The following is a 25509-nucleotide window of genomic DNA, read 5'->3' on the forward strand; positions in this document are numbered from 1 at the left end:
GGTGGGGGTGGGCATGGGTTGGGGATGGGGGGGAATGCGGGCGGGACGGTTTGGGGAGGAGCGCGGATGAGGGGTCCTACCGGCTTGACCATCGGTGTGCTCGGCTCGTACGGGGGGCGGAACCTGGGGGACGAGGCGATCCTCACCGGGCTCCTCGCCGACCTACGCGAGCAGGAGCCGAACGCCCGGATCATCGTGTTCTCCCGTAATCCAGCACATACCGCGCTGGCCCACCCGGACGTGGAGGCGGTGCCCTGGGAGGGCGTCAGCCGGGTCGACTCGTCCGAGGTGCTCGCCCAGCTCGACCTGCTCATCCTCGGCGGCGGCGGCATCCTGTACGACAAGGAGGCCCGCCGTTACCTGCGGGTCGTCCGGGTGGCCCAGGAACGCGGGCTGCCCCTGCTGACGTACGCGGTGGGTGTGGGGCCGCTCAACGACGGGGTGGACACCGGGATGGTCCGGGAGACGCTGGCCGGGGCGACCGAGGTGACCGTCCGGGACCAGGAGTCCCGGATGGCGCTGGAGGAGGCCGGGCTGCTCAACCCGATCACCGTCACCGCCGACCCGGCGTTCCTGCTGGAGCCGGAGGACTTTCCCGCGCGGCTGCTGCGCGAGGAGGGGGTACCGGCCGGCAAGCGCCTGGTCGGTTTGAGCGTCCGCGAGCCGGGACGGGCCGCCGAGCGGCTCGACGTCGACGGGTACCACCGGTTGCTCGCCCAGATCGGCGACTTCCTGGTCCAACGGATCGACGCGCACGTGCTCTTCGTCCCGATGGAACGCGACGACATCCGGCACTCGCACGGGGTGCTGTCCCACATGGTCGCCGCCGACCGGGGACGGATCCTGCACGGCGACTATTCGCCCCGGCAGGTGCTCGGCCTGATGAGACACTTCGACCTGGCGGTCGGCATGCGGCTGCACTTCCTGATCTTCGCGGCTATGGTCGGCACCCCGTTCCTGCCCCTGCCGTACGCGGGGAAGGTCTTCGACCTGGCCCAGCGGCTCGGCGTGCCGGCGCTGCGCGGGGTGGAACGCGAGGTGGAGGGTCCGCTGTTGGCGGAGGTCGACCGGCTCTGGGACGAACGGGAGTCCCGGCGGGAGGCCACCGCCCGGCGGGTCGCCGAGGTGTGTGAACAGGCCCGGGGCACCTCGCAGGTCACCCGGGCCGTGCTGGACGGCCTGCGGTCCCGCACCCTGGCCCGGATGGCCGCCTGACCGATCTGCGCAGGCCGGGTGGCGTCCGCCCACCTGCGCAGGCCGGGTGGCGCTGGCTCACCTGGTGTGTCGCCGCCGACCCCGACCCGCGCGCCCCTGCGGCGCACACCCGACCGTCCGGACGACGGAGTGGTCAGACCGCCGGGCCGCGCCAGCGGTAGCGCCACGTGTCGCCCGCTGACTCCAGTTCGTAGATCTGGGCGTCGACCAGGCCCTGCGGGCCGAGGTGGTGGTGGGTCAGCGGGGGGCGCTCGTTGCTGTCCAGCTCGACGTCGACCGCCTCGCCGTCAGCCGGGCCGTCCGTCAGGGGAATCCGTACCGTCGAAGCCATGCGCCCATCCTGCCAAGCCGGCCGCCGGACCGCAGGGTTTGGCCGGGACAGCGGGTCGCCACCGGATGCGGCTATCGTCCGGTGATGGCGGAGATCCAGATCGACGTGACGCTAGCTCCGGTGCTCGCCCGCACCGGTGACGAGCGGGCCGTGCTCGACGCGTTCCTCGACTTCCACCGCGCGATCGTGCTGCGCAAGGCGCGGGGGTTGACCGACGCCGAGGCGACCCGCCGGCTGGTGCCGTCGGCGACCACCCTGGCCGGCCTCCTGCGGCACCTCACCCTGGTCGAGCGGAACTGGTTCCCCTACCTGCTCGACCCGGCCCCCGGCGACGTCTTCCCCACCTCCGAGGAGGACGCGGCGGCCAGCTTCGCCCTGGCCGAGGGGGAGACCCTCGACTCGCTCGCCGATGCCTACGAGCGGGCCTGTGACCGCTCCCGGGAGTTGGCCGCCCGGTTCCCGCTGGACCATGTCGTCCCGCAACCGCAGCTCGGCGAGGTGTCGTTGCGCTGGATCATGGTGCACATGATCGAGGAGACCGCCCGGCACGCCGGCCACGCCGACATCCTCCGTGAGCTGACCGACGGCAGCACCGGCCAGCTCTGACCCGCACCCGGGGCCGTCGCGGTCGTCGGGCCGGAGGCGGCAGGGCCACCCCGCCCGTCCCATCAGGGCGGGCGACGTCAGTCGGGGCGGGCGGCCATGGCGCCGACGGTAACCGGTTACCGCCGCCTATCCTGGCCCCCGGGCGTCGACGAGGGGGAAAACGTGCTGGTCGTCCACGGGGCGTGGCTGGTCGGGACCGGGCTGGCGGTCTGGGCGGAGGATTCCACCCGGCCGACGCAGGTGCCGCGACGGCCCGGTCGGGCCCCCCGCGAGCGCCCCCACCCCTTCGCCGCCGAACCGGCCGCGCTGTCCGCGCTGCTCGGCGACCACCCGGCCGGCACCGTGCTGCTCACCCTCCCCACCCGGGCCGGTGCGCCGCTGCACTCCCCGGAGCTGGTCCCGGCCACCGTCGCGGAACCGGTCCGCGGCCCGGTCACCCTCGCCGGCTGGCGAACCCCCACCCTCCGGTACGCCCCGGACGACGCGCTCGACCTGCTGCGTGCCCTCGACGGGCTCGATGCCGTGGTCGGGGCCGGCCTGCGCCACCTCGCCGAGTTGGCCGGCTTCGCGGTCGACCTGGTGGCCCGGGGCCGGTTGCTGCCCGGCGTGGCCGATCGCCCGCCGGGGGACGTACCCCGGTCACCGGCCGGTCGGTCGGCGCGTTCCGCCGGGGCGGCGGTCGGGTGGGCGGTGTGGCGGCCCCTGCTCACCGGCGCGGACGCCGCCTGGGCCCGGTCGCTGGCCCTCGCCCTGCCCCCGGCCGTCCGGGCCGCCGCCGATGCGGCGACCCCCACCTCCCGTTCCCGCCCCGCCGCAGGCCAGGCGGCCGGGGTGACCAACGGGAAATCGCCCGGTAGCGGTGCGGTCGAGACCCCCGGTTCGCGGCCCGTCTCCGGTGTGGTCGAGGCTGCCGTGATGCCGCCCGGTCCCGGTGCCGAGGCGGCGGAGGGTCGGTCCGGTCCCGGTGTCGCCGGGGCCGGTGTGCTGGTCGCCGACGTGCTGGACCTGCTCACCGATGCCGCCGCCCGACGGGTGCTGGCCGACACAGACCTGGTCAGGGGCGGCCGACGTGACGGGGCGACGGCCGGCTGGCTGGCGGCGCTGACCGGCCCGCAACGCCGGTTCACCGCCGAACCCACCGCGCTGGCCACCCTCCGTGCCGAGCTGGACGCCTGGCAGCGCGACGCGGTCGGCGGCCCGGTCCGGGCCAGTTTCCGGCTGGTCGAGCCGGCCGACGACGAGATCGTCGACGCCCTGACCGTGGTGCCGGCCGACCCGTCGACAGTCGTCGGTCAGGGTGGACGGTGGCGGATCGAGTTCGGTCTCCAGGCCGCCGACGAACCGGGCCTGCATGTCGCCGCCTGTGACATCTGGCGGACGCCGGAGCGGCTGCCGGCGCTCGCAGGCCGGTGGGACGACCCGCAGGAGACCCTGCTGGCCGAGCTGGGCCGGGCCGGGCGGCTCTGGCCGGAGCTGGACCAGGCGCTGCGCACCCCCGCCCCGGAGCAGCTCGAACTGGACGTCGAGGGGGCCCACCGGTTCCTGCGCGACGGTGCTCCGGTGCTGCACGCCGCCGGCTTCGGGGTGCAGTTGCCGTCCTGGTGGCGGCGGCCGTCGGCCCGGCTCGGCACCCGGTTGCAGGCCCGCAGCCGCACGGCCCCGGGCACCGTCGCCGCCGCCTCCGGCGGGCTCGGGTTGGACGCGCTCGTCGACTACCGCTGGGAGGTGGCGCTCGGTGACGAGACGGTCGACGCCGACGAGCTGGCCGCCCTGGCCGCGTTGAAGACGCCCCTGGTGCGGCTGCGCGGCCGGTGGGTGGAGCTGGACCCGAAGCGGTTGGCCGCCGGGCTGCGGCTGCTGCGCTCCTCCGGTGAGTTGACAGTCGCCGACCTGCTCAAGATGGGGTTGGGCGGGGCGGACCGGTCGGACGCGCTGCCGGTGCTGGAGGTGACCGCCGACGGACCGCTCGGTGACCTGCTGGCCGGGCAGGCCGAACGGCGGCTCGTGCCACTGGACCCGCCGTCCGCCTTCAAGGGCACCCTGCGGCCGTACCAGCGGCGTGGCCTGGCCTGGCTGGCCTTCCTCCAGTCGCTGGGGCTCGGCGGGGTGCTCGCCGACGACATGGGGCTGGGCAAGACGGTGCAGCTGCTCGCCCTGCTCGCCGGGGACCCACCGGACGCCGGGCCGACCCTGCTGGTCTGTCCGATGTCGCTGGTCGGCAACTGGCAGCGGGAGGCGGCCCGGTTCACCCCCGGGCTGCGCGTGCACGTGCACCACGGCGCGGACCGGGCCCGGGACGCGGAGTTCGAGGCGGCGGTGCACGCCGCCGACCTGGTACTCACCACCTATTCGGTGGCCGCCCGGGACGCCGTCGCGCTGGCGTCGGTGGGTTGGCACCGGGTGGTGGTCGACGAGGCCCAGGCGATCAAGAACGCGGCCACCCGGCAGGCCGAGGCGATCCGGGGGCTGCCCGCCCGGCACCGGGTCGCCGTCACCGGTACGCCTGTGGAGAACCGGCTGGCCGACCTCTGGTCGATCATGCAGTTCGCCAATCCCGGCCTGCTCGGCCCGGCGAGCAGCTTCCGGCAGTCGTACGCGGTGCCGATCGAGCGGCACGGGGACACCGACGCCGCGGCGCGGCTGCGCCGGATCACCGGTCCGTTCGTGCTGCGCCGGCTCAAGACCGACTCCTCGATCATCTCCGACCTGCCGGAGAAGCTGGAGATGGAGGTGCTCTGCAACCTCACCGCCGAGCAGGCCTCGCTCTACCGAGCGATCGTCGACGAGATGCTGGCGAAGATCGAGTCCAGCGACGGGATGGAACGGCGGGGCCTGGTGCTGGCCACCATGACCCGGCTGAAACAGGTCTGCAACCATCCCGCCCAACTGCTGCGCGACGGCTCGCCGCTGGCCGGCCGGTCCGGCAAGCTGCAACGGTTGGAGGAGATCGTCGACGAGGTGCTCGCGGCCGACGAGAAGGCCCTCCTGTTCACCCAGTACGCCGAGTTCGGCGCGCTGCTGCGCGGCCACCTGTCGGCCCGCTTCGGCCGGGAGGTGCTCTATCTGCACGGCGGGGTCGGCAAGGCCGACCGGGACGACCTGGTCACCCGGTTCCAGTCCCCGGACGGACCGGCCCTGTTCGTGCTCTCGCTCAAGGCCGGCGGGACCGGGCTCACCCTGACCGCCGCCAACCACGTGGTGCACGTGGACAGGTGGTGGAACCCGGCGGTGGAGGACCAGGCCACCGACCGGGCGTTCCGGATCGGCCAGCGGCGGCGGGTGCAGGTCCGCAAGTTCGTCTGCGCCGGCACCGTCGAGGAGAAGGTGGCCGCGATGATCGCCGACAAGCGGGGCCTGGCCGCGTCCGTGGTGGGTAGTGGCGAACAGTGGGTCACCGAGCTGTCCACCGGGCAGCTGCGGGAGCTGTTCGCGCTGGACGCCGGGGCGGTGGTCGAATGACCCCCCGGGGTGCCGGACCCGGCGCGGGTGGTGCCGGGGCGGGGGGTTCGTTCGCCGAGTTCGGGCCGCCGCGCCGGGTCGACGACGGGCTCAAGGCCCGCAGCGCCCGGGGTGCGATCGGGGTCTCCTGGTGGTCCCGACGCTTCCTGGAGGTGCTGGAGTCGTTCGCGCTCGGCACCCGGCTCACCCGGGGGCGGGCGTACGCCCGCCGGGGTCAGGTGCGCCGACTCGACGTGTCACCCGGGCGGGTCGAGGCGAGCGTGCAGGGCTCCCGGCCGCAGCCGTACCCGGTGGTCATCGCCCTGCCCCCCTTTCCCGCCGCGCTCTGGGAGCGGGTCGAGCGGGAGTTGGCCGGGCAGGCGTTCTTCAGCGCCCGACTGCTCGCCGGTGACCTGCCCGCAGAGCTGGAGCAGGTGTTCGCCGCCGCCGGGGCGCCCCTGTTCCCCGCCTCGGTGGGGGAGTTGACCCAGCATTGCGGTTGTCCCGACTTCGCGGTGCCGTGCAAACACCTCGCGGCGACGTTCTACCTGCTCGCCGAGGCGTTCGACGCCGATCCGTTCCAGTTGCTGCACTGGCGGGGCCGCAGCCGCGACGAACTGCTGGGCCGGCTCCGTACGCTCCGCGCCGAGGCGGTCGGGTCACCCGCACCCGTCGACGGCTCGCCTGTCGACGTCGCGTCGGGTGGTGCGCCCGGCCGGACACCGGTCGCCGTACCGTCGCTCGTGGACGGTGCGGACGTCGGGTCGGACACCACCGTGGCGGGGTCGGCCCGGGTGCTCGCCGACCTGCCCGACGTGCCGCTCACCGAGGCGGCGGACCGGTTCTGGTTGCCGCCGGTGCCGCTACCGGACCGGCCGACGATCCTGGCCACCGACCCGGAACTGCTGTTGCGTCAGCTCGGCTCGCCCGCACCGGCGATCGGCGGCCCCGGCCTGCTGGAACGCCTGCGTCGGGCCTACCAGGCCCTCGGCCCGGGCTGACCGGTCTCGGTCCGGCCGGTATCGGGTGGGCCGAGTGTCAGCGCCAGCGCCAGCGGTGCCGGAAGTGCCACATCAGGCCGGTGTTGGCCGCCAGGAGCACGACGCACATCGCGCCGGCCGATCGTCCGGCCAGGACGGTCATCGCGGGCAGCGACGCCCACAGGATGACGGTCAGCAACATCAGCCAGCGTCCGCGTCGGGCCCGGACCCGATGGTCGAGTCTCGCGAAGAACTTCGGGTCGCTCTCCCGGAGCTGCCGGGTGATCTGTTCGAATCTGCGCTGATCCTCTTTGCTGAGCATGGCGGTGCCTTCCCCTCACGGCTTCGGCGGTTCGGCGGCTTACCCGCTTCGGCGGCGGGTCACGCCCTCCTGCTGTTGCTACTTTCGGTCCCGGCTGCGCGCACGCGGGAACGGGCCGGTCGGCGACGGGACGGGCGGCCCGAAACCGGGCCACGGGGGTGCCCGGGGCGACCTCAACGGCGGCTTACCGGTGCCTTAAGTTTCGCTGTGCCGGTGAACGTCGCGCTCGGCGACGCGTACCGCGGGAACGGTACGGCAGGGTCGCAGCCGGACACGTCGTTCCTGCTGGGGACGCCGCCGCCCGGCCGGGGCGGAACCGCCCGGCCGAGGGTGCCGCTGAGCTGCGTCTTAAGTGCCCTTCCGGGCCGTCGTGAGCAGCCTTGAAGGCCTCTCACCCGTTGGCTACGTTCCCGTGGCAACTCCTCCGGCAACAGCCGCCGCACCCGCCACCCGCCTCCGGTCGCAGTGGTACGGCGCACCGAAAGAAAACGGGACCGGTACATGGCCGACCAGAATGTGCCACCGCACCGACCGCGCGACGACCGCGGCTGGGACGGACGACGACATCCCGCCGCCGACGGATATCCCACGGTGTCCTACGACGCCCCCGGTCATCCCGCCGCATCGCACGGCGAGCACGGGTACCCGCCCGCCGGTGTGTCCCGGGGCCCGCAGTGGGTCGGCCCCGAGGGTCTGGGTCGGCAGGCGTTTCACCAGCCGGCCGGCAGCGGACTGCCCACCCTGGACGACGAGGGGGACGGCGACCGGGGCCGGGTCGGCCGACGACGCGCCCTGGTCGCGCTGGGCGGCACCGCCGCCGTGGTGGCCGGTGGCGCGGCGCTGGCGATGAGCCCCCAGGTGCGGGGCCTGTTCGGTGCCGACACCGCCGCCGGGGACGCCACCGGGGCCACCGTCACCGACGGCACGCCGGCGCGCCCCAGCGGCCAGCAGCCGAGCACGGTACGCACCTACACCGAGCAGAACGAGAGCTACATGGGCTCCCGGGCCGGTGCGGCGCTGAAGAAGAACTCGCCCAGCGGGGGGCGCACCTTCTCCGGCCCGGCCGCCGCCGCGGCGGAGACCCCGGTGACGGTGAAGACCGTGCTGGCCAAGGACCCGGTCCGGCATCTGGCCAGCCGGGCCACCTTCGGGGCCACCCCTAAGGTGCTCGCCGACATCAGGCGGATGGGCATCGACGCCTGGGTGCGTCAGCAGCTCGACCCGGAGAAGATCGCGCCGAGCGCCGCCGAGCTGAAGCTCGCCGAGCTGCCCACCCTCAAGCTGACCAGCCAGCAGCTGCGTGACCAGCGGGAACAGCTCAACGAGCGGGGGGCGCAGCCGGAGAAGGAGATGGTCGACGGCACGCTGGCCCGGCAGATCTGGTCGGAGCGGCAGCTCTACGAGGTGATGGTCGACTTCTGGAACGACTTCCTGCACGTCGCGGCAGACTTCGACGGCGGTGAGGCGTACCGCAACTCGTTCGACCGGGACGTGGTCCGCAAGCACGCCATGGGCAGCTACCCGGACATGCTGGTGGCTGCGAACAAGCACCCGGCGCTGCTGCTCTACCTCAACCAGAACGACTCCCGGGCCGACGCGGTCAACGAGAACCTGGCCCGGGAGAACCTGGAGCTGTACTCGGTCGGGGTCGACGGCGGCTACACCGAGAAGGACGTCCGCCAGGCCGCCCTGCTCCAGACCGGTCGGGGCGTCGACGACGGGAAGTACGTCTTCCGCGACGAGCGGCACTACCGGGGCAAGGTGAAGATCCTGGGCTTCAGCCACCCCAACGAATCGGCCGACCCGAAGAAGGCCGACCAGGTCATCGACGCCTATATCACCTACATCGCACTGCACCCGTCGACCGCCCGGTACGTGGCCCGCAGCCTGGCCACCCGGTTCGTCTCGGACACCCCGCCGAAGTCCCTGGTGGATCGGCTCGCCAAGATCTACACGGTCAACAAGGGCTCGGTGAAGCCGCTGCTCATGTCGCTGTTCAGCTCCTCGGAGTTCTGGGCGGCGGTGGGCCAGAAGGTGCGCCGGCCGATGGAGTACCTGGTCGCCACGTACCGGACGCTGGGGGTCCAGCCGCAGGCCGGACCGGGTTTCCGGCAGGGTGACAGCAAGCGCACCGCGTTCGCCCAGGGGCTGCGCCAGGTCCACGACAAGCTGCGCGAGCTGGGCCAGTACCCGATGGGCCAGCCCACCCCGGACGGTTACCCGGACGTCTACGTCGCCTGGACGTCGGCCGGCACGATGGTCAACGGGTGGAACGAGGCCGCCGACCTGATCGCCGGCAACCGCACCCAGTTCACGTACACCAGACCGGAGAAGTTGGTGGCCAAGCCGCCGACGACCGCCGGGGCGTACGTGGACGCGCTGGCCCAGCGGCTGGTGCACCAGAAGCTGTCCGCGCGCGAGAGGAACCTGATCCTCGGGGTGGCCGGGGTGCCCGCCACCGCCAAGGTCGACGCCACCTTCGACGGTGCCGTCACCGCCGTCGCGCGGGCGATCCTCGCGTCCCCCCAGCACCACCTGCGGTGAGGCAGTCGATGGAGAAGCCGGTGACGCACCCGATGGAGAAGACCGTGCCCCCGTTCCCCCTGCACCCCGAATGCCCCGACCTGCGCCGGCTGGCCGACGACCCGGCCGAGGCGCTGCTGCGCGCCGAGGCCGACGTGGTCGTCGCCGAGAACGCCGCCGAGGCCGACCGCTACCGCCGGCTGGAGGACCTGGAGGAGGCCCAGCAGGACGGGCGCGGGGTGACCCGGCGGACCTTCGTCGCCGGGGCCGCCGCCACCGCCACCACGCTGGCCACCGCCCAGTTCGTCACCACCTCCGCCTCGTTCGCGGCGACGAAGACCGGCACCCTGATCCACGTCTTCCTCTACGGCGGGCTGGACGGGCTGAGCCTGGTCGCCCCGGCCGACGACCCGGTGCTGGCCAAGGCCCGCCCGGACCTGCTGCTCGGCGACGACTCGCTGGCCCTGGGCCGGGGCTTCAAGCTGACCAGCGCCTTCGCCCCGCTGGAGAAGTGGCTCAGGGCCGGTCAGCTCGGCTTCGTCCCGGCGGTCTCCGACGAGCGGCTGTCCCGCAGCCACTTCCAGGCCGCCGACGCCTGCAACCTGGGCGGCCTGCCCAACGAGACAGGCGGCCGGGGCTGGCTGGACAGCCTGGTCGACTCCCTCGGCAAGGGCACCGCGTTCCGCAGCGTGGGCATCGGCAGCACGCTGCCCCGCTCGCTGGTCGGCACCAACGGCGCGCTGTCGCTCAACAGCGTCGGCTCGTTGCGGCTCAACGGCGACGACCGCTACCGGGCGGCCACCGAGAAGGCGATCCGGGGCCTGTTCACCGGGATCAACCACCCGGTCGAGGAGGCGGTGATCGAGGGGATGGGCGCGCTGTCGACCGCCCAGAAGCTCGCCGCGAAGCCGTACCAGCCGGCGGAGGGCGTCGAGTACGAGGGCGTCGGGTACGCCTTCCAGCAGCTCGCCCAGTTGATCAAGGGTGGGGCGAACGTCCGGGTCGCCACGGTCGGCATGGGCGGCTACGACACGCACGAGAACCAGGGCACCCGCTCCGGCGGTCAGCTGCACCGGCGGCTCGGCGAGCTGGCGAACGCGATGGCGGCCTTCTTCACCGACCTGGGTGACCGGGCCGCCGACGTCACGATCATGGTGTCCAGCGAGTTCGGCCGCCGGGTCGCCTCCAACGGCGGCGGCACCGACCACGGCCACGGCGGGGTGGTCACCATCCTGTCCGGTCGTAAGCTCGCCGGTTCGCTGCTGGGCACCTGGGACGGACTGAGCGATCTGGACTCGGGCGACGTACCTGAGTACAACAACATGTTCGACGTCTACGGTGCGGTGGCGCAGGGCCGGTTCGGGCTGACCACGGCGCAGGTGGACAAGATCTTCCCGAGGAAGAAGTTCACTCCGATGAAGCTCTACGCGTGACCCGTCCGGGCCTGCCCGCAGCCGGCCGTCATACCGGGGAACAGTCCCGGTACGGCGGCCGGTCGGCTGCGTCCGTACCCTCGCCGCCGGCCCGGCCCCGACGCGGGTCCGCCGGTCGGCGGGTGCTGTCCGGGCTGTTCTGGCTGGGCCTGGTGGCCGCGGTCCTGCCGTGGTGGCTCGACACCCCGGCCGGCTCGTTGGCCGGCACCGCCGACCTGCTCACCGCCGCCGGTCGGGTCACCGGCCTGGTCGCCGGCTACCTGCTGCTGGTGCAGGTGCTGATGATGAGCCGCCTCGGCGTGCTGGAACGCGGGGTCGGCGGTGAGCGGCTGTCCCGGGTGCACCGCGACCTCGGGGCGACCCTGCTGGTGGCGGTGTCGGCCCACCTGTCGTTGCTGGTGGTCGGCTACGCGCGGACCCAGGACAACCCGGTCACCGCCCAGGTGGGGGTGCTGCTGCGCGACTTCGACGACATGGTGTCCGCCTTCGTCGCGGCCGGCATCCTGCTGCTCGTCGGCGGCACCGGCATCCGGGCGATCCGCCGGGCCATGCCCTACGAACTCTGGCACCACCTGCACCTGACCAGCTATCTGGCGCTGCTGCTCGGCTTCGGCCACCAGTTCAGCAACGGCGCGCAGCTCTTCCCGCCCGGCCCGGTACGCACCTGCTGGATCGCCGGTTACCTGCTGGTGGCCGCCGCCCTGCTCTGGGGCCGGCTGGTCGCGCCGCTGCTGCTCAACCTGCGGCACCGGCTGCGGGTGGCCGACGTGGTGGCGGAGAGCCCGGACACCGTCTCGATCTACCTGACCGGCCACCGGCTCCACCAACTCGACCTGCTCGGCGGGCAGTACCTGCGCTGGCGGTTCCTGGCCCGGGGCTGCTGGTGGCAGTCACACCCGTTCTCGCTCTCCGCCGCGGCGAACGGCCGCTGGCTGCGGCTCACCGTCAAGGTGGTCGGCAGGCACACCGCCGACCTGCGCGATCTCGACCCGGGCACCCGGGTCTGGGCGGAGGGTCCGTCCGGCACCTTCACCGCCGCGCACCGGACCCGGGAACGGGCCCTGCTGATCGCCGGCGGCAGCGGCATCGGCCCGCTGCGGGCGATGCTCGAGGAGTTGCCGCCCGGCGCGGCCCTGATCTACCGGGCCCGCACCCCGGCCGACGTGCTGCTGCAGCACGAACTGGACTGGCTTGCCCAGGCCCGGCAGACCTCCGTCTGGTATGTCGTCGGCTCCCGCGCCGACGCCGGCCCCCGGCAGGTGATGAGCCCGGACGGGCTGCGCCGGCTGGTGCCCGACCTGATCCGCCGGGACGTGTACCTGTGTGGGCCGCAGGGGCTGGTCGACTCCTCGGTGCGGGTGCTCCGCCAGGCCGGCGTGCCCCGTCGGCAGATCCACCTCGCCCCGTTCGAGCTGTAGAAAGGCACCTGACATGCGTCGCGCGCTTCTCGCGATCACCGGGCTGGCCGCCGGCACCACCGCCCTGGTGGTGCTCAAGGGCGCACCGGGCGGCAGCCAGGTCGCCCAGGACCTGCCGGCCGGCGTACCCGTCGGGACGCCCGGACGGACCGGTCCGGCCAGCCCTGGCGTGGCTCCGGACCGGGCCGCCGCGACGACCCGGCCGACCGGTCGCCCCGGGGCCACGGCGAGCCGCACCCCCGGTGCCGCCCGGACCACCGCAGGTGGCAGCGGCACCCGGCGCACCCCGGCCGCCCCGAGGAGCACCGCCGCCGCGCCGAAGTCGACCACCCGCAAGGTCACCGGCCCGGTGGTCGTCACGGAGTTCGGCAACGTGCAGGTGCAGCTCACCGTCTCCGGCACGAAGATCGTCAACGCGGTGGCCCTGGAACTGCCCCAGGGCGGCCAGTCCGACCTGCGCAGCAAACGGGTGGACGACGCCTACAGCGGCACCTCCGGGGACGTGGTGCGCCAGCAGGGCGCCAGCCTGGACACGATCTCCCAGGCGACCGCCACCAGCAACGGCTACCGACAGTCGTTGCAGGCCGCGCTCGACCAGGCGCGCTGATGACCGTGCCGTCGACCCGGCCCGGTCTGCGCCGGGTCGAGCACGTCATGGGTACGGCGATCAGCCTGGACCTCGCCGACGACCTGCCCGCCGCCACCCTCGGGACGCTTGCCGACGACACGTTCCGCTGGCTGCGCGAGGTCGACGCCCGGTTCACCACCTACCGCGAGGACAGCGAGGTACGCCGGTTCGACCGGGGGGAGCTGCCGCTGGCCGGGGCGTCGGCGGACCTGCGCGCGGTGCTGGCCCGCTGCGCCGACCTGTGGGGCGACACCGACGGCTACTTCGACGCGTACGCCACCGGGAGGTGGGACCCCTCCGGTTACGTCAAGGGTTGGGCGGCCCAGGTCGCCTCGGACCGGCTGGTGGCGGCCGGGGCGGGCCAGCACTGCCTCAACGCCGGCGGTGACGTCCGGGTACGCGGGCACTCGTCGTCCGGGCAGCCGTGGCGGATCGGCGTCCGGCATCCCTGGGACGCGTCCGCCACCTGCCTGGTGCTCACCGGCACCGACCTGGCGGTGGCCACCTCGGGCGTCTACGAGCGGGGGCACCACGTCCTGGATCCCCGGCGGGGTGAGCCGGCCCGGGGCCTGCGCTCGGTCACCGTGGTCGGCCCGGACCTGGGCGTCGCGGACGCGTACGCCACGGCGGCGGTGGCGATGGGCGTGGCCGGCGTCGGCTGGCTCGACCGGCTCCCCGGCCACCTGCACGCGGTGGTCACCGACGACCGTCGGCTGCTGCGCTCCACCACCCTGCCGCTTGCCGACTGACCCCGACCAGGCGGTTCAGGGCCAGTGGCGAGGTGGGTTCAGTGGGTGGTGCCGGTCCGTGGGTGGTGCCCGTCGGCGTGCTGGTCACCGGGTGGTGCGCCGGGTACCGGCCGGACGGGAGCCGGTCGGCCGGGGCCGCCCCGGTCGGGAACCGGCGGGCCGGGTGTCCGACCAGTGGCGTGGTCGCCACCGGTGCGGTGGCTCGGTGTCGTCGGTGTACGGCATCTCGTCGTCCCTGGCCATGTCCTACCCCCGCTCCGGTGGCGCGGTCGCGCCGTCGTGGTGTGCAACGAGTCCGGCGTCGGCCCGGACGCTGGCGGGCCTGCCCTGCTCAGTGGCCGCGCCGCGGGAGCGGGAGCTGGCCGGGCAGCAGCTCCGGGGTCAGCGTCACCCCGTCGGCCCGTAACACCTCGATCAGGGTGTTCTGCAACAGGTACGAGTCGGGCAGTTGCCAGCGGGCCTGCTCCGGGGCGACCGCCCAGCGCACCGTGCCCTCGGGCAGCCGGGTGGGCGGTGCCGGAATCCACGAGCCGGTCCCGTGCCGTACCACGTGGAAGCAGTGCTCCAGTTCGGGGCGGAGCGGGTCGCCGGGGCGGACCAGGAACATCCATCGTCCGGTCGGGGTCACCACCACCGGACCCCGGGCGCCCGGGCCGGCCGGGTGGCCGGGAACCGCGTCGAGCAGCCGCCGGCCGAGGTGCGCCGAGATCTCCAGCACGTCGAAGGCGCGGCCGGTGGGCAGCAGCACCCCGTGCGGGCGGCTGCGCCACCAGGTGGCCACCCGGGCCGGGTCGGTGCTCGCCCCGCGCTCCCAGTTCTCCAGGGCGGGATGGCAGCCGACGGTGGGGCAACCGGCCCGGCCGCACACGAAGCGGCTGCGCGCGAGACAGGCGCCGGGCGTCACCTCCCAGCCGTGTACCGCGTACCGCACCGCGATCCGGCGCAGCCGGACCCGTTCGATCGGTGACAGCTGGGCGACCCTCGGCCCGACGACTTCCCACATGTTCCGTGCTCTCCGCTCACTCCGACCGGTCACGGCCACCCCTCACGTCGAGCGCCGTCACTGTCCCGACCCGGGATCGTTGTCCTGACGAACGGCTCGTGCAACTTGCACGGGAAAGGTAAGAGAACGAGCTGCATGAAAGGCGCACCTGCTGTGCGACCTGCGAATACCTGGAACGGACGGATCGGAAGCGCCCCGCGCGGGACGTCCGGAGACCGGGCCGGACGAACCGACGATGGGGAGGAATGAGAGAAGATGGACGAGCTGCCGATAGGGCGACGGGTGGCCTACTGGCGCGGGCGGCGCAAGATGTCCCAACAGGTCTTCGCCGACCGGCTCGGCAAGTCCAAGAGCTGGGTCGACAAGGTCGAACGCGGGGTACGCCGACTTGACAAGTTCTCCGTCCTGTACGAGATCGCCGTCATCCTCCGGATCGACGTGCAGCTGCTGCTCGGCAAGGACCCGGAACGGCGTACCGACGCACTCAGCTGCATCGACCAGATCGAGGTGCAGGAGATCCGGGCGGCCCTGGAGCAGTACAGCTCGATGACCGCGTACTTCGACGCCGTGTCGCACCCGCCGCCGCTGTTCGACATGCGCAAGGCCGTCACGCACGCCTGGCTCACCTACCAGTACGGCCGCTACGGGATGCTCACCCGGGCGCTGCCGAAGCTGCTGCGCGAGGCCCAGGCCGCCGACGCCGGCTACCACGGTGACCAGGCGAAGGAAGCCGCCCACCTGCTAGGGCAGGTCTACCAGATCGCCTCCTCGGTGCTGCGCAAACTGGGCGAGTGCGAGTTGGCCTGGTTGGCAGCCGACCGGTCGATGGCGGTGGCCCAACGCGCCGACGACCCGCTGCTGGCAGGTGTCGCCACCTCCCGGGTCTGCAACGCGCTGGTGGCGATGGGCCGGGCCCGCCCCGCCCTGGAACTGAACGTCAGCATCGCCAACCGGCTCGCCCCCGGCGGCATGAACGACAGCGAGCCGGCCCGGCTCTCCGTCTATGGCACGCTGCTGTTGCAGGGTGCGATGGCAGCCGCCCGGTTCGGCGACTCGGACGCCGTCGAGGAACTGTTCCACGGTGCCCACGAGGCGGCCGTCATGCTGGGCGGCGACCAGAACCACTACTGGACCTCGTTCGGCCCGACGAACCTCGAACTGCACCGGGCCGCCGCCGCGGTGGAGATGGGCGACGGCGGGCGGGCGGTGGAGATCCACCAGCGCATCCCGGAGCCGAGCTTCAACGGGCTGCTGCCCGAACGCCGGGCCCACCACCTGCTCGACATCGCCCGGGGCTACACCCAGCTCGGTGACATCGCCATGGCGGGGGAGATGCTGCTGCGCGGCGACCGGCTCGCCTCGTCGGAGATCCGCTGCCGGCCCATCGCCCACGAAGTGCTCTCCGACGTCCTGCGTCGCACACGGGGTGCGTTGCCCGGGCCGCTGGCGGAGTTGGCTGAGCAGATGGGAGTCGGAGTATGAGCACGACGGTGGCCGGATGAGCGGCGGCCCGCACCAGAGCAGCGAGCACCGAGCGGTGCTCTACGTCATCGCCTGCGGTTCGCCGCTGGCCCGTCACCTCGACCGCCTGGTCGACCTGGCCCAGGACGACGGCTGGGAGGTCTGCGTCGTCACCACCCCCGACGGGGCGAAGTTCGTGGACCGGGCCGCGTTGGCCCGGCAGACCGGGCACCCGGTCCGTACCCACTACAAGAACCCGGGCGACCCGGACGTGCTCCCCCCGGCCGACGCGATGGTGGTCTGCCCGGCCACCGTCAACACGGTCAACAAGTGGGCGGCCGGGATCACCGACACCCTGGCCCTGGGCCTGCTGGTCGAGGGCCAGGGCAAGGGGGTGCCGGTGGTGGTGGTGCCGTTCACCAATGCGGCGATGGCCGGGCATCCGGCCTTCCAGACCGGTCTGCAACGACTGCGCGAGTGGGGTGCCACGGTGCTCTTCGGCGACCACGTCTACCCGCTGCACCCGCCCGGTACGGGGGAACGGCACCTGCACGCCTTTCCGTGGGAGGCGGCGGTGGCGGCCCTGCCGGACCGGTCCCGGGCCGCCTCGGCCGCCTGACCCGACCGACGGGCGTGGGCGTGGCCGCCGCTGCGCGCCGGTAAGCTGACCGGCCGTGAGCACAACCGCGTCCCCGCCGTCCGTCGCCGATGTCGTCTCCGAGCTGGATCGGTGTTTTCCGCCCGCCTGGGCCGAGGAGTGGGACCGGGTCGGTCTGGTGCTCGGCGAGCCCACCGACCCGGTCCGCCGGGTCTACGGCACGGTGGACGTCGTCCCCGAGACGGTCGCCGAAGCCCTCGCCGCAGGTGCCGACCTGATCGTCGCGCACCACCCGTTGCTGCTGCGCGGCGTCTCGTCGGTCGCCCCGACCACCTGGAAGGGGCGGATCGTGCACGACCTGATCCGCGCCGGGGTGGCCCTGTACGTGGCGCACACCAACGCCGACATCGCCGCGCCGGGCGTCTCCGACGCGTTGGCCGCCCGGTTCGGGTTGACCGGCCTGCGGCCCCTCGAACCCTCCGCCCCGGGCTCCCCGGCGGCCGGTGGCGGTCGGGGCATCGGCCGGGTCGGTGAGCTGCCCGCCCCGCTGACGCTTGCCGAGTTGACCCGGTACGCCGCCGCCGTCCTGCCCGCCACCGTGTGGGGGGTTCGCGCCGGCGGCGATCCCGGGCGTATCGTGCGTACCCTCGCGGTCAGCGGCGGCTCGGGCGAGGGTTTCCTGGCCGCGGCGACCGCTGCCGGGGCGGACGCCTTCCTCACCTCCGACCTGCGGCACCACGCCGCCGGCGAGCACCTCGCCGCCGGTGGGCCCGCCCTGCTGGAGGCCGCACACTGGGCGACCGAACGACCCTGGCTGGACGACGTGGCCGCCCACCTGCGGGCCGGCTTCGGCGTCGAGACCGTGGTGTCCGACCTGGACACCGACCCGTGGACCGTGCACGCCGCCGCACCCGCGATGGACGACAAGGAGCCCCGACCGTGAAGGCTGAACCCCAGGTCCAGCGCCGCCTGCTCGATCTTCAGGCGATCGACACCACCCTCGCCCAGCTCGCCCACCGTCGCCGGTCGCTGCCCGAACGGGCCGAGCTGGAGGGGTTGGCCCGCGAGTTGTCCGCGCTGGAGGACGACCGGGTCCGCGCCCAGGTCGCCGTGGACGACCTGGACCGGGACATCGCCCGGCTGGAGAAGGACATCGACCAGGTACGGGCCCGCAAGAGCAAGGACGAGGCCCGGCTGGCCAGCGGCAGCGGGCCGGCCCGCGAGCTGGAGGCGCTCCAGCACGAGCTGGTCTCCCTCAACCGCCGCCAGGGCGACCTGGAGGACGCCGAGCTGGAGCTGATGGAGCAGCGGGAGACGGCCCAGGCGACCCTCGACGGGATCGAGGCCCGGATCGCCGAGACCCGGGACCGGCGGTCCGCCGCCGAGCAGCGCCGCGACGACAGCCTGGCCGCCATCGCCAAGGAGGAGGAGTTCAAGAAGGGCGCGCGCAAGCCGCTCGCCGCGGACCTCCCCGCCGAGCTGGTGACCCTGTACGACAAGATCCGCGAGGACACCGGGCTCGGCGCGGCGCTGCTCACCGCGGGCCGCTGCGGCGGTTGCCGGTTGGATCTCTCCGGCGCGGACCTGGCCCGGATCCGCAGGTCGGACCCGGACGAGGTGGTCCGCTGCGAGGACTGCCGACGGATCATGGTGCGTACCAACGAGTCGGGGCTGTAGCCCGGTGGCGGTGCGTGCGGTCGTCATCGAGGCCGACGGCGGCTCCCGGGGCAACCCCGGGCCGGCCGGTTACGGTGCCGTGGTCCGGGACCCGGCCTCCGGCGAGGTGCTGCTGGAGCGCGCCGAGTCGATCGGGACGGCCACCAACAACGTCGCCGAGTACCGGGGGCTGATCGCCGGGTTGGAGGCCGCCGCCGAACTGGGCGCGGTCGAGGTCGACGCCCGGATGGACTCGAAGCTGGTGGTCGAGCAGATGTGCGGCCGGTGGCAGATCAAACACCCGGGGCTGCGTCCGCTCGCCGCGCGGGCCGCCGCGCTTGTCGACCGGTTCGACACCGTCCGGTTCAGTTGGATTCCCCGGGAACGCAACAAGCACGCCGACGCCCTGGCCAACGCGGCGATGGACGCCGCCGCCGGCAAGCCGTCCCGGCCGGTGGCCGCGCCGGTCGACGTCGCGCCGTCCCGGCCGGTGGCGGCGGCCGACTCACCGGCCCGGGCGCAGGCCCGCGAGGTGGCCGCCCGCGCCGACACCCGGACCGCCGGCACCGACCCGGCGACCGTCAAGGCGTCCTGGGAGCCGAGGCCGACCTTCACCGCCACCCGGCTGATCCTGGTCCGGCACGGTGCGACCGAGTGGACCGTGCAGCATCGCTACGCCGGCCGCGCCGACGTCCCGCTGTCCGAGTCCGGCCAGGCCCAGGCGCGGGCCACCGCCGCCCGGGTGGCCGCGCTGGCCCCGTCCGTCGCGGCCGTGCTCAGCTCCCCGCTGTCCCGGTGTACGGCCACCGCCGAGGCGATCGCCGGGGCGCTCGGCGAGCTGCCGGTACGCCCGCAGGACGACTGGATCGAGTGCGACTTCGGCGACTGGGACGGCCACACCTTCGCCGAGGTACGCGACCGGTGGCCCGGCGAGTTGGACGCCTGGCTCGCCTCCACCCGGATCGCCCCGCCGGGCGGTGAGTCGTTCGCCGAGGTCGCGCAGCGGGTCGACCGGGCGATGGCGGCGCTACGGGAGGCGTACCCGGGGGAGACCGTGGTGGTCGTCTCGCACGTCTCGCCGATCAAGCTGGCGTTGCGCGACGCCCTCGCGGCCGGGGACGCCTTCCTGCACCGGCTCTACCTGGACGCGGCCGGCATCTCGGTGCTCGACATGTGGCCCGACGGCGGGGTCGCGGTCCGCTCGGTCAACGACACCGCCCACCTCCCGACCGACTGATCCCGGGTAGGACGTCGATCGGCCCGGGACGTCCCGGGCCGGTTCGTCGTGGGTCGATGCGTCGGGCTGTGCGTCGCGCCGTTCGGCGCAGCCGGGCGGCCGTTGGGCGCATCGTCAAGCGCCGATCGACGATGACTGGCTCCACCGGGTCGTAGCGTCCGGCCGTTACCGGCCGGCACGACTACCGGAGGTGGATCAGATGACCGCTGGCGAACCGGAGACGCCGCGTACCGCGTCGTCCAGGGCGAAGGACCACAGCCCCTGGAACTGGTTGCTCTTCGTCCCGATCGTGGTGCCGCTGATCCCGGTGCTGTTCAACGCGGACTCGCCCCGGCTGTTCGGCTTCCCGCGCTTCTACTGGCTGCAACTGGTCTGGATCCTGCTCGGGGTGGCCACCACCACGCTGGTCTACCAGATGACCAAGAAGCGGGGTGACCACTAATGTGGCGGGATCATCTGGTCGAGATCATCGTGTTTTCGGCGCTCTTCCTGCTGGTGAGCGCGATGGGCTTCGTGGCGGCCCGGTGGCGGGCGCCGAAGGACATGGCACACCTCGACGAGTGGGGTCTGGGCGGGCGCAGCTTCGGCGGCTGGATCACCTGGTTCCTGGTCGGCGGTGACCTCTACACGGCGTACACGTTCGTTGCGGTGCCGGCGTTGATGTTCGGGGCGGGCGCGGCCGGGTTCTTCGCCGTGCCGTACACGATCGTCATCTACCCGCTGGTGTTCCTGGTGCTCTGCCGACTCTGGTCGGTGTCGCACCGGCACGGTTTCGTCACCCCGGCCGACTTCGTCCGCCGCCGGTTCGACTCGCCGGTGCTGGCCCTGCTGATCGCGATCACCGGCATCGTCGCGACCATGCCGTACATCGCGTTGCAGTTGGTCGGCATCGAGGCGGTACTCAAGACGATGGGGGTCACCGGTGACAACGCGGTGGCCCGGCACCTGCCGATCATCATCGCCTTCGCGATCCTGGCCGCCTACACCTACCAGTCCGGGTTGCGCGCCCCGGCGCTGATCGCCTTCGTCAAGGACAGCCTGATCTACGTCGTCATCCTGGTGGCGGTCATCTATCTGCCGTACAAGCTGGGGGGTTGGGGTTCGATCTTCGACGCCGCGGACGCGAAGTTCGCCGCCTCGCCGAACCCGAACGACGGCATCCTGCTCAACGCCGACAACCAGCTCCAGTACGTCACCCTGGCGTTCGGTTCGGCATTGGCGCTGTTCCTCTATCCACACAGCATCACCGGCGTGCTTGCCAGCCGGAGCCGGGACGTGATCAAACGGAACATGTCGGCGTTGCCGGCGTACAGCCTGCTGCTCGGGTTGATCGCGTTGCTCGGCTTCATGGCCATCGCGGCCGGGGTGAAGCCGTTGCCCGGGGCGAAGGAGGGCACCGTCGACAGCAACACGGTGGTGCCTGTGCTGTTCGACAAGCAGTTCCCGGACTGGTTCGCCGGGGTGGCGTACGCGGCGATCGGCATCGGCGCACTGGTGCCGGCGGCCATCATGTCGATCGCGGCGGCGAACCTGTTCACCCGCAACATCTACCGGGAGTACCTGAAGCGGGACGCCAGCCCGGCCCAGGAGGCGAACGTCTCGAAGATCACCTCGCTGGTCGTGAAGGTCGGCGCGGTGGCCTGCATCGTCTTCCTCGACCCGCAGTTCTCCATCGACCTACAGCTGATCGGTGGCGTGATCATCCTCCAGACGCTACCGGCGGTGGCACTGGGCCTCTACACCCGCTGGTTCCACCGGGGCGCGCTGATCGCCGGCTGGGCGGCCGGTATGGGGCTGGGCATGTGGATGCTCTACCAGATCCCCAATCCCGTCTCGAAGCGCGCGCACTTCGGCGGGTCGGCGTTCCCACTGTCCGACTTCGGCGTCGACACCAAGAAGACGATCTACGTCGGCATCGTCGCGGTGCTGGTGAACCTGGTGGTGGCGGTGCTGGTCACGCTGGCGCTGCGGGCGGCGAAGGTGGCCGAGGGCGTGGACGGCACCACCCCCGACGACTACTTCGCCGACGAGGGCGACCCGCGCGTCACCCCCGGCCCCGACCGGGACGCCGACTCGGCCCGCGAACCGGTCGCCTGACCCGCCCCGTCCCCGCTCCGTCCCCGCCCCTGCCGCTCCGTCCCCGCCTGCCGCCCTCCGCTACCCGTCCTTCCGCCATCCCTTCCTCGATGCGGAATCGGTAGGCGGGGTGGCCGGTGGGGTGTGCCGGCGAGGCCGGCTCGACGCGGAGCGGGTGGACCGGGCGGGGTGGACCGGACCGGGTGGACCAGGTCGACCGGGTGGACTGGGCGGACCGGGCGGACTTGGGCGGGCACGCTACGGACCACGTCGGAGCCAGCCCGTGGAGGCGTTGTGGACAATGGTGCTGGCCGATGGGGCTGGTCGCCCTGGTCGCCCTGGTCGCCCTGGTCGCCGGTGGGGCCGGCTTTGACGGGCGCGCCACGGACCACGTCGGATCCAGCCGGTGGGGGCGTCGCAGATGGTGTGCACCGGCCCCTGGGCCCTCGGTCCTGGGCCTCGGTCGGTGGTGTACCTGTACTACTTCGCGCCCTGTAGAGCTGATGACGTTAGCGATTCACGATCTTCCAGGCCGGCTGAATCGCTAACGTCTTCAGCTCTACAGCATCCGAATGTGATTACCCACCCTCCCGTCTCTATCGAGTAGGTCCGGGCTTCAGCACGCCTTCAGCACGCCTTCAGCACCGCCTCCATCCGGTCCACCTGCTGGCTCGCCAGTTTGGTCGCCTTGCCTAACTTCCGGCAGCCGGAAGCCGGCAGCGTTCGGGGGTGAGACGCCGGCATCCGGGTGAGCGTGGTCCTCGCCACCTTCGGTGTGGCACCAGTCGCCCTGAGGGTTGCCCTGGTTCGCGCTGAGGGCTGCCATAACGGGACGGGACGTGGCTGCCCTGCCTGCCCCGCGGCCAGCAGTCGCGAGGTCGGGCGGCGGGCAGCAGGCGGTGCAGCGCAGCGGGCGGCGGGGTCGGGTGGCGGGCGGCAGGCGGTGCAGGGCAGTGGGCAACGGGGCCGGCAGGGCAGCGGGGCAGCGGGGCCGGCAGGGCAGCGGGGCAGCGGGGCCGGCAGGGCGGTGGGGCGGGCAGGGCGGTGGGGCCGGCAGGGCGGCGGGCGGCGGGGCCGGTGGGGCCGGCAGGGCGGCGGGGCCGGTGGGGCCGGCAGGGCGGTGGGGCCGGCAGGGCGGTGGGGCGGGGTCAGCGGCGGCGGGTACGGGAGTCGAGGGCCTCGTTGAGTCGGCCCAGCAGGGTGGCCAGGGTGTCCCGGTCGGCGGGGGTCCAGTCGGCGAGGATGTCGCCGTAGAGCCGGGTCCGGGCGGCCTGGACGGCGGCCATCCGGTGCAGCCCGGCGGGGGTGGGGGAGATCACCGTGCCGCGCCCGTCGGCCGGGTCGGGGGCGCGGGTGATCAGGCCGTCGCGTTGCAGCGCCGACACCTGGCGGGTCACCGTGGAGCCGTCCAGGTTGAGCCGGGCGGCAAGCGCCGAGACGTTCTGCGGGCCGGTGGCGTCCAGGTGCCGCAGGATCACGTACGCCGCCCGGTCGAGGACCCGGTGCTCGGCGCTGCCGGTGGCCCGGCGGGTCGCCTCGCCCAGCCGCATCAGCAGGGCGACTTCGGTCTCGATCCGGCCGAGCGTGCCGTCGCCCGGGTCCGTTCCCGTCGCGGGTTCGTCGGTCATGGCTGTATGCTACAACAAAACTAACTGTACGATACAGCTATCTTCGGCCTCGGCCGGACAAGGACAAGGGGGCTGGAGTGGATCGGCGTAACGAACCACACCGCAGTGCCATCTACGCCACCACGCTGGTGGCCTTCCTCGCCATCGCCGGCATCGCCGTGGTGGACCCCATCCTGCCCGCCATCGGCACCGCGATCGGGGTCACCGCCTGGCAGGTCGAACTGCTCTTCACCGCGTACATCGCGGTGATGGCGGTCGGGATGATCCCGGCGACCCTGGCCAGCGGACGGTTCGGCTTCAAGCCGGTGCTCGTCACCGGCGTCTCGGTGGTCGGCCTGGCCGCCATCGCCGCCTCGTTCAGCAACGACATCGTGCAACTGTCGGTGCTGCGTGGCGTCTGGGGGCTGGGCAACGCGATGTTCTTCGCCACCGCCATGGTGGTGCTTGTCAACCTGGCCAACGACCGGGAATGGGTGGTCGGCCTCTTCGAGACCGCGCTCGGCCTCGGGTTCGCCGTCGGTCCGCTGATCGGCGGCCTGCTCGGTGAGGTCAGCTGGCGACTGCCGTTCTTCGTCTGCGGCGTGTTCATGGTGTTCGCCCTGATCGTGGCCGCCCGCAGGCTTCGCGAGCCGACCAACCGGCAGGCCCCCGTACGGCTGGGGCAGATCTTCGCCACCTACCGCCGGCCGGCGTTCGTCACCCTCTGCGTGGTCACCGCCGCGTACAACTTCGTCTTTTTCGTGGTGCTCGGCTACACGCCGCTCTTCCTCGGTCTCGACGTCATCCCCCTGGGGCTGGCCTTCACCGGCTGGGGCCTCGGCCTGGCCGCCGGCATCCTGCTGGTCGGCCACCGGCTGGCCCACCGGATCGGCGCGGTGCAGACCGTCGGGGTGGCCCTGCTCGGCTTGCTGGCCTGCATGGTCCTCTTCGCGACCTCGGCCGGCACCGCCGAGGCGCTTGTGGTGCTGGTCGTCGCCGGCCTGTGCATGGGCCTGGCCAACGCCAACCTCACCGACCTGGCCCTCGGCCTCGGCTCCGGTGACCGCCGGGTCGCCACCGGGGCGTTCAACCTGGTCCGTTGGGGCGCTGCCGCACCCGCCCCGATCCTCTCCGGCAAGCTCGCCGAACACAGCCTGGCGCTGCCGTTCTGGGTCGGCTTCGGGGTGCTCGCCGTCGGTCTGCTGGTCTACCTGGCCTTCGCGCACCTGATGGCCGCCGGCTATGGCGAACGGGTGCTCTGGTCGCGCTGGAACCGGGCCGCCCGGCAGGCCGAACACGCCCCCGAGGAACCGGTCGGCGAGGCGTACTGACGGTCGAGCGTTCCGGTCGGCGTGCGCTCTCGCGTTGCGGTGGCGCGGCTGCTCAGCCCAGCGCGCGCCAGAGCAGGTAGAGGCCGATCGTCGTACCGAAGCAGACGATCAGCGACCGGAGCACCACCGGCGGCAGCCGACGGGTCACCCGGGCGCCCACGTACCCGCCGAACATGGTGGCCGGCGCGACCACCGCCACCGCCGCCCAGTTCACCGGCCCGAACAGGGCGAACACCACAAGCGTGGTCAACCCCACCACGGCGGAGAGCAGGTTCTTCACCGCCGACACCCGGGCCAGCGTCGCGTCCAACACCAGGGCCAGGCCGGCGACCAGCATCACCCCCAGCGCCGCGCCGAAGTAGCCGCCGTACACCGTGCCGACCGCGACCATCGCCTGCACCGTGAGGGTACGGCGGCGCGTGCCCAGGTCGGCCGGGTGACCGACCAGCCGGCGCAGCGGCCCCTGGAAGGCCAGCACCGCCGTGGCCCCGAGCACCAGGAACGGCACCACCAGCTCGAACGCCCGCGCCGGGGTGGCCAGCAGGAGCAGGCAGCCGACACCCGTGCCGAGCACCGCCGTCGGCAGCAACGACCACAGCGTCCGCCGGGGCGGCAGGTCCATCCGGCTGCCCGCCACACTCGCCACGTAGCCGGGAAAGACCGACACCGAGTTGCTGACGTTGGCCGCGACAGGCGGCAGACCCACCGCGATCATCGCCGGAAAGGTGATCAGCGAACCACCGCCGGCCGCCGCGTTCACCGTGCCCGCGGCGAGACCGGCGACGAGCAGCAGCGCGGCATCGGAGAGGTCCATGGTGCCCAGAGGCTAGTACGCCCTGATCAGCGCGCTCCCACCGCGTCAACCGCGTACCATTCTCGGCTTCGTCGCGGCGCGGA

At 73.1% G+C, this 25509-nt stretch carries 22 protein-coding genes; 17 read left to right on the forward strand and 5 right to left on the reverse strand.

The window, feature by feature from the left end; all coding sequences use genetic code 11:
- Positions 1-66 precede the first annotated feature (66 nt).
- Complete coding sequence (locus AC0AIB_RS19955; RefSeq protein WP_328344097.1) at positions 67-1215, forward strand: polysaccharide pyruvyl transferase family protein; 1149 nt, start codon at positions 67-69, stop codon at positions 1213-1215.
- Between the two features lie 133 nt (positions 1216-1348).
- Here the strand turns inward: AC0AIB_RS19955 and AC0AIB_RS19960 are convergent, their stop codons facing one another.
- Positions 1349-1546: a hypothetical protein gene (locus AC0AIB_RS19960; protein ID WP_328344098.1), complete on the reverse strand. Its 198-nt coding sequence runs from the start codon at positions 1544-1546 to the stop codon at positions 1349-1351.
- Between the two features lie 84 nt (positions 1547-1630).
- Here AC0AIB_RS19960 and AC0AIB_RS19965 point away from each other — a divergent pair, with 84 nt between their 5' ends.
- The 3 genes from AC0AIB_RS19965 to AC0AIB_RS19975 all read left to right on the forward strand — a co-directional run bounded on the left by AC0AIB_RS19965 (position 1631) and on the right by AC0AIB_RS19975 (position 6591).
- Complete coding sequence (locus tag AC0AIB_RS19965; RefSeq protein ID WP_328344099.1) at positions 1631-2152, forward strand: DinB family protein; 522 nt, start codon at positions 1631-1633, stop codon at positions 2150-2152.
- 162 nt (positions 2153-2314) lie between these two features.
- Positions 2315-5611: an SNF2-related protein gene (locus AC0AIB_RS19970; protein WP_465097227.1), complete on the forward strand. Its 3297-nt coding sequence runs from the start codon at positions 2315-2317 to the stop codon at positions 5609-5611.
- Complete coding sequence (locus AC0AIB_RS19975) at positions 5608-6591, forward strand: SWIM zinc finger family protein (RefSeq protein ID WP_328344103.1); 984 nt, start codon at positions 5608-5610, stop codon at positions 6589-6591. The genes AC0AIB_RS19970 and AC0AIB_RS19975 overlap by 4 nt, the downstream gene beginning before the upstream one ends.
- 37 nt (positions 6592-6628) lie before the next feature.
- Here the strand turns inward: AC0AIB_RS19975 and AC0AIB_RS19980 are convergent, their stop codons facing one another.
- A complete protein-coding gene (locus AC0AIB_RS19980; RefSeq protein ID WP_328344105.1) occupies positions 6629-6892 on the reverse strand; it encodes a DUF3040 domain-containing protein in 264 nt (87 codons plus the stop codon).
- A 501-nt stretch (positions 6893-7393) separates the two neighbouring features.
- Between AC0AIB_RS19980 and AC0AIB_RS19985 the strand changes: the two genes are divergently transcribed.
- Genes AC0AIB_RS19985 through AC0AIB_RS20005 form a run of 5 tightly spaced genes read left to right on the forward strand, consistent with a single transcriptional unit; the run spans position 7394 to position 13643 of the window.
- Complete coding sequence (locus AC0AIB_RS19985) at positions 7394-9436, forward strand: DUF1800 domain-containing protein (protein WP_465097228.1); 2043 nt, start codon at positions 7394-7396, stop codon at positions 9434-9436.
- A gap of 20 nt (positions 9437-9456) precedes the next feature.
- Positions 9457-10848, forward strand: coding sequence for a DUF1501 domain-containing protein (locus AC0AIB_RS19990; RefSeq protein ID WP_465097229.1), 1392 nt, complete (start codon positions 9457-9459; stop codon positions 10846-10848).
- A complete protein-coding gene (locus tag AC0AIB_RS19995) occupies positions 10845-12266 on the forward strand; it encodes a ferredoxin reductase family protein (protein ID WP_328344110.1) in 1422 nt (473 codons plus the stop codon). The genes AC0AIB_RS19990 and AC0AIB_RS19995 overlap by 4 nt, the downstream gene beginning before the upstream one ends.
- A 13-nt stretch (positions 12267-12279) precedes the next feature.
- Positions 12280-12873, forward strand: a complete 594-nt coding sequence (locus tag AC0AIB_RS20000) for an FMN-binding protein (protein WP_328344112.1) — start codon at positions 12280-12282, stop codon at positions 12871-12873.
- A 47-nt stretch (positions 12874-12920) separates the two neighbouring features.
- A complete protein-coding gene (locus AC0AIB_RS20005; protein ID WP_328348703.1) occupies positions 12921-13643 on the forward strand; it encodes an FAD:protein FMN transferase in 723 nt (240 codons plus the stop codon).
- 331 nt (positions 13644-13974) lie between these two features.
- Here the strand turns inward: AC0AIB_RS20005 and AC0AIB_RS20010 are convergent, their stop codons facing one another.
- The gene (locus AC0AIB_RS20010) at positions 13975-14646 is read right to left on the reverse strand and encodes a bifunctional DNA primase/polymerase (protein ID WP_328344114.1); all 672 of its coding nucleotides are present in this window, start codon (positions 14644-14646) and stop codon (positions 13975-13977) included.
- 255 nt (positions 14647-14901) lie between these two features.
- On the opposite strand from AC0AIB_RS20010, the gene AC0AIB_RS20015 reads away from it, so the two are divergent.
- The 7 genes from AC0AIB_RS20015 (at position 14902) to mctP (ending at position 21695) form a co-directional block, all read left to right on the forward strand.
- Positions 14902-16128: a helix-turn-helix domain-containing protein gene (locus tag AC0AIB_RS20015; RefSeq protein ID WP_328344116.1), complete on the forward strand. Its 1227-nt coding sequence runs from the start codon at positions 14902-14904 to the stop codon at positions 16126-16128.
- A 16-nt stretch (positions 16129-16144) separates the two neighbouring features.
- On the forward strand, positions 16145-16726 hold the full coding sequence (locus tag AC0AIB_RS20020) for a flavoprotein (protein WP_328344117.1): 582 nt from the start codon (positions 16145-16147) through the stop codon (positions 16724-16726).
- 55 nt (positions 16727-16781) lie between these two features.
- On the forward strand, positions 16782-17648 hold the full coding sequence (locus tag AC0AIB_RS20025; protein ID WP_328344118.1) for a Nif3-like dinuclear metal center hexameric protein: 867 nt from the start codon (positions 16782-16784) through the stop codon (positions 17646-17648).
- Positions 17645-18382 (forward strand): zinc ribbon domain-containing protein, encoded by a 738-nt coding sequence (locus AC0AIB_RS20030; protein ID WP_328344119.1) that lies wholly within the window; start codon positions 17645-17647, stop codon positions 18380-18382. Before AC0AIB_RS20025 ends, AC0AIB_RS20030 begins: the two co-directional genes overlap by 4 nt.
- Before the next feature lie 4 nt (positions 18383-18386).
- Positions 18387-19598, forward strand: a complete 1212-nt coding sequence (locus AC0AIB_RS20035) for a bifunctional RNase H/acid phosphatase (RefSeq protein ID WP_328344121.1) — start codon at positions 18387-18389, stop codon at positions 19596-19598.
- Between the two features lie 199 nt (positions 19599-19797).
- Positions 19798-20040, forward strand: coding sequence for a DUF3311 domain-containing protein (locus tag AC0AIB_RS20040; protein WP_328344123.1), 243 nt, complete (start codon positions 19798-19800; stop codon positions 20038-20040).
- Positions 20040-21695, forward strand: coding sequence for a monocarboxylate uptake permease MctP (mctP, locus tag AC0AIB_RS20045; protein WP_328344124.1), 1656 nt, complete (start codon positions 20040-20042; stop codon positions 21693-21695). Before AC0AIB_RS20040 ends, mctP begins: the two co-directional genes overlap by 1 nt.
- Before the next feature lie 1127 nt (positions 21696-22822).
- Here the strand turns inward: mctP and AC0AIB_RS20050 are convergent.
- Positions 22823-23302 carry a MarR family winged helix-turn-helix transcriptional regulator gene (locus AC0AIB_RS20050; RefSeq protein ID WP_328344125.1) on the reverse strand — a complete coding sequence of 160 codons (480 nt, stop codon included), beginning with the start codon at positions 23300-23302 and terminating at the stop codon, positions 22823-22825.
- Positions 23303-23379: 77 nt separating this feature from the next.
- Here AC0AIB_RS20050 and AC0AIB_RS20055 point away from each other — a divergent pair, with 77 nt between their 5' ends.
- Entirely contained in the window at positions 23380-24612 is a 1233-nt protein-coding gene (locus AC0AIB_RS20055) for an MFS transporter (RefSeq protein ID WP_328344127.1), read from the forward strand.
- 52 nt (positions 24613-24664) lie between these two features.
- On the opposite strand, the gene AC0AIB_RS20060 is transcribed toward AC0AIB_RS20055, so the two are convergent.
- Positions 24665-25426, reverse strand: a complete 762-nt coding sequence (locus AC0AIB_RS20060) for a sulfite exporter TauE/SafE family protein (RefSeq protein WP_465097230.1) — start codon at positions 25424-25426, stop codon at positions 24665-24667.
- Positions 25427-25509: the final 83 nt, after the last annotated feature.

This window comes from Micromonospora sp. DSM 43699 (assembly GCF_055517075.1).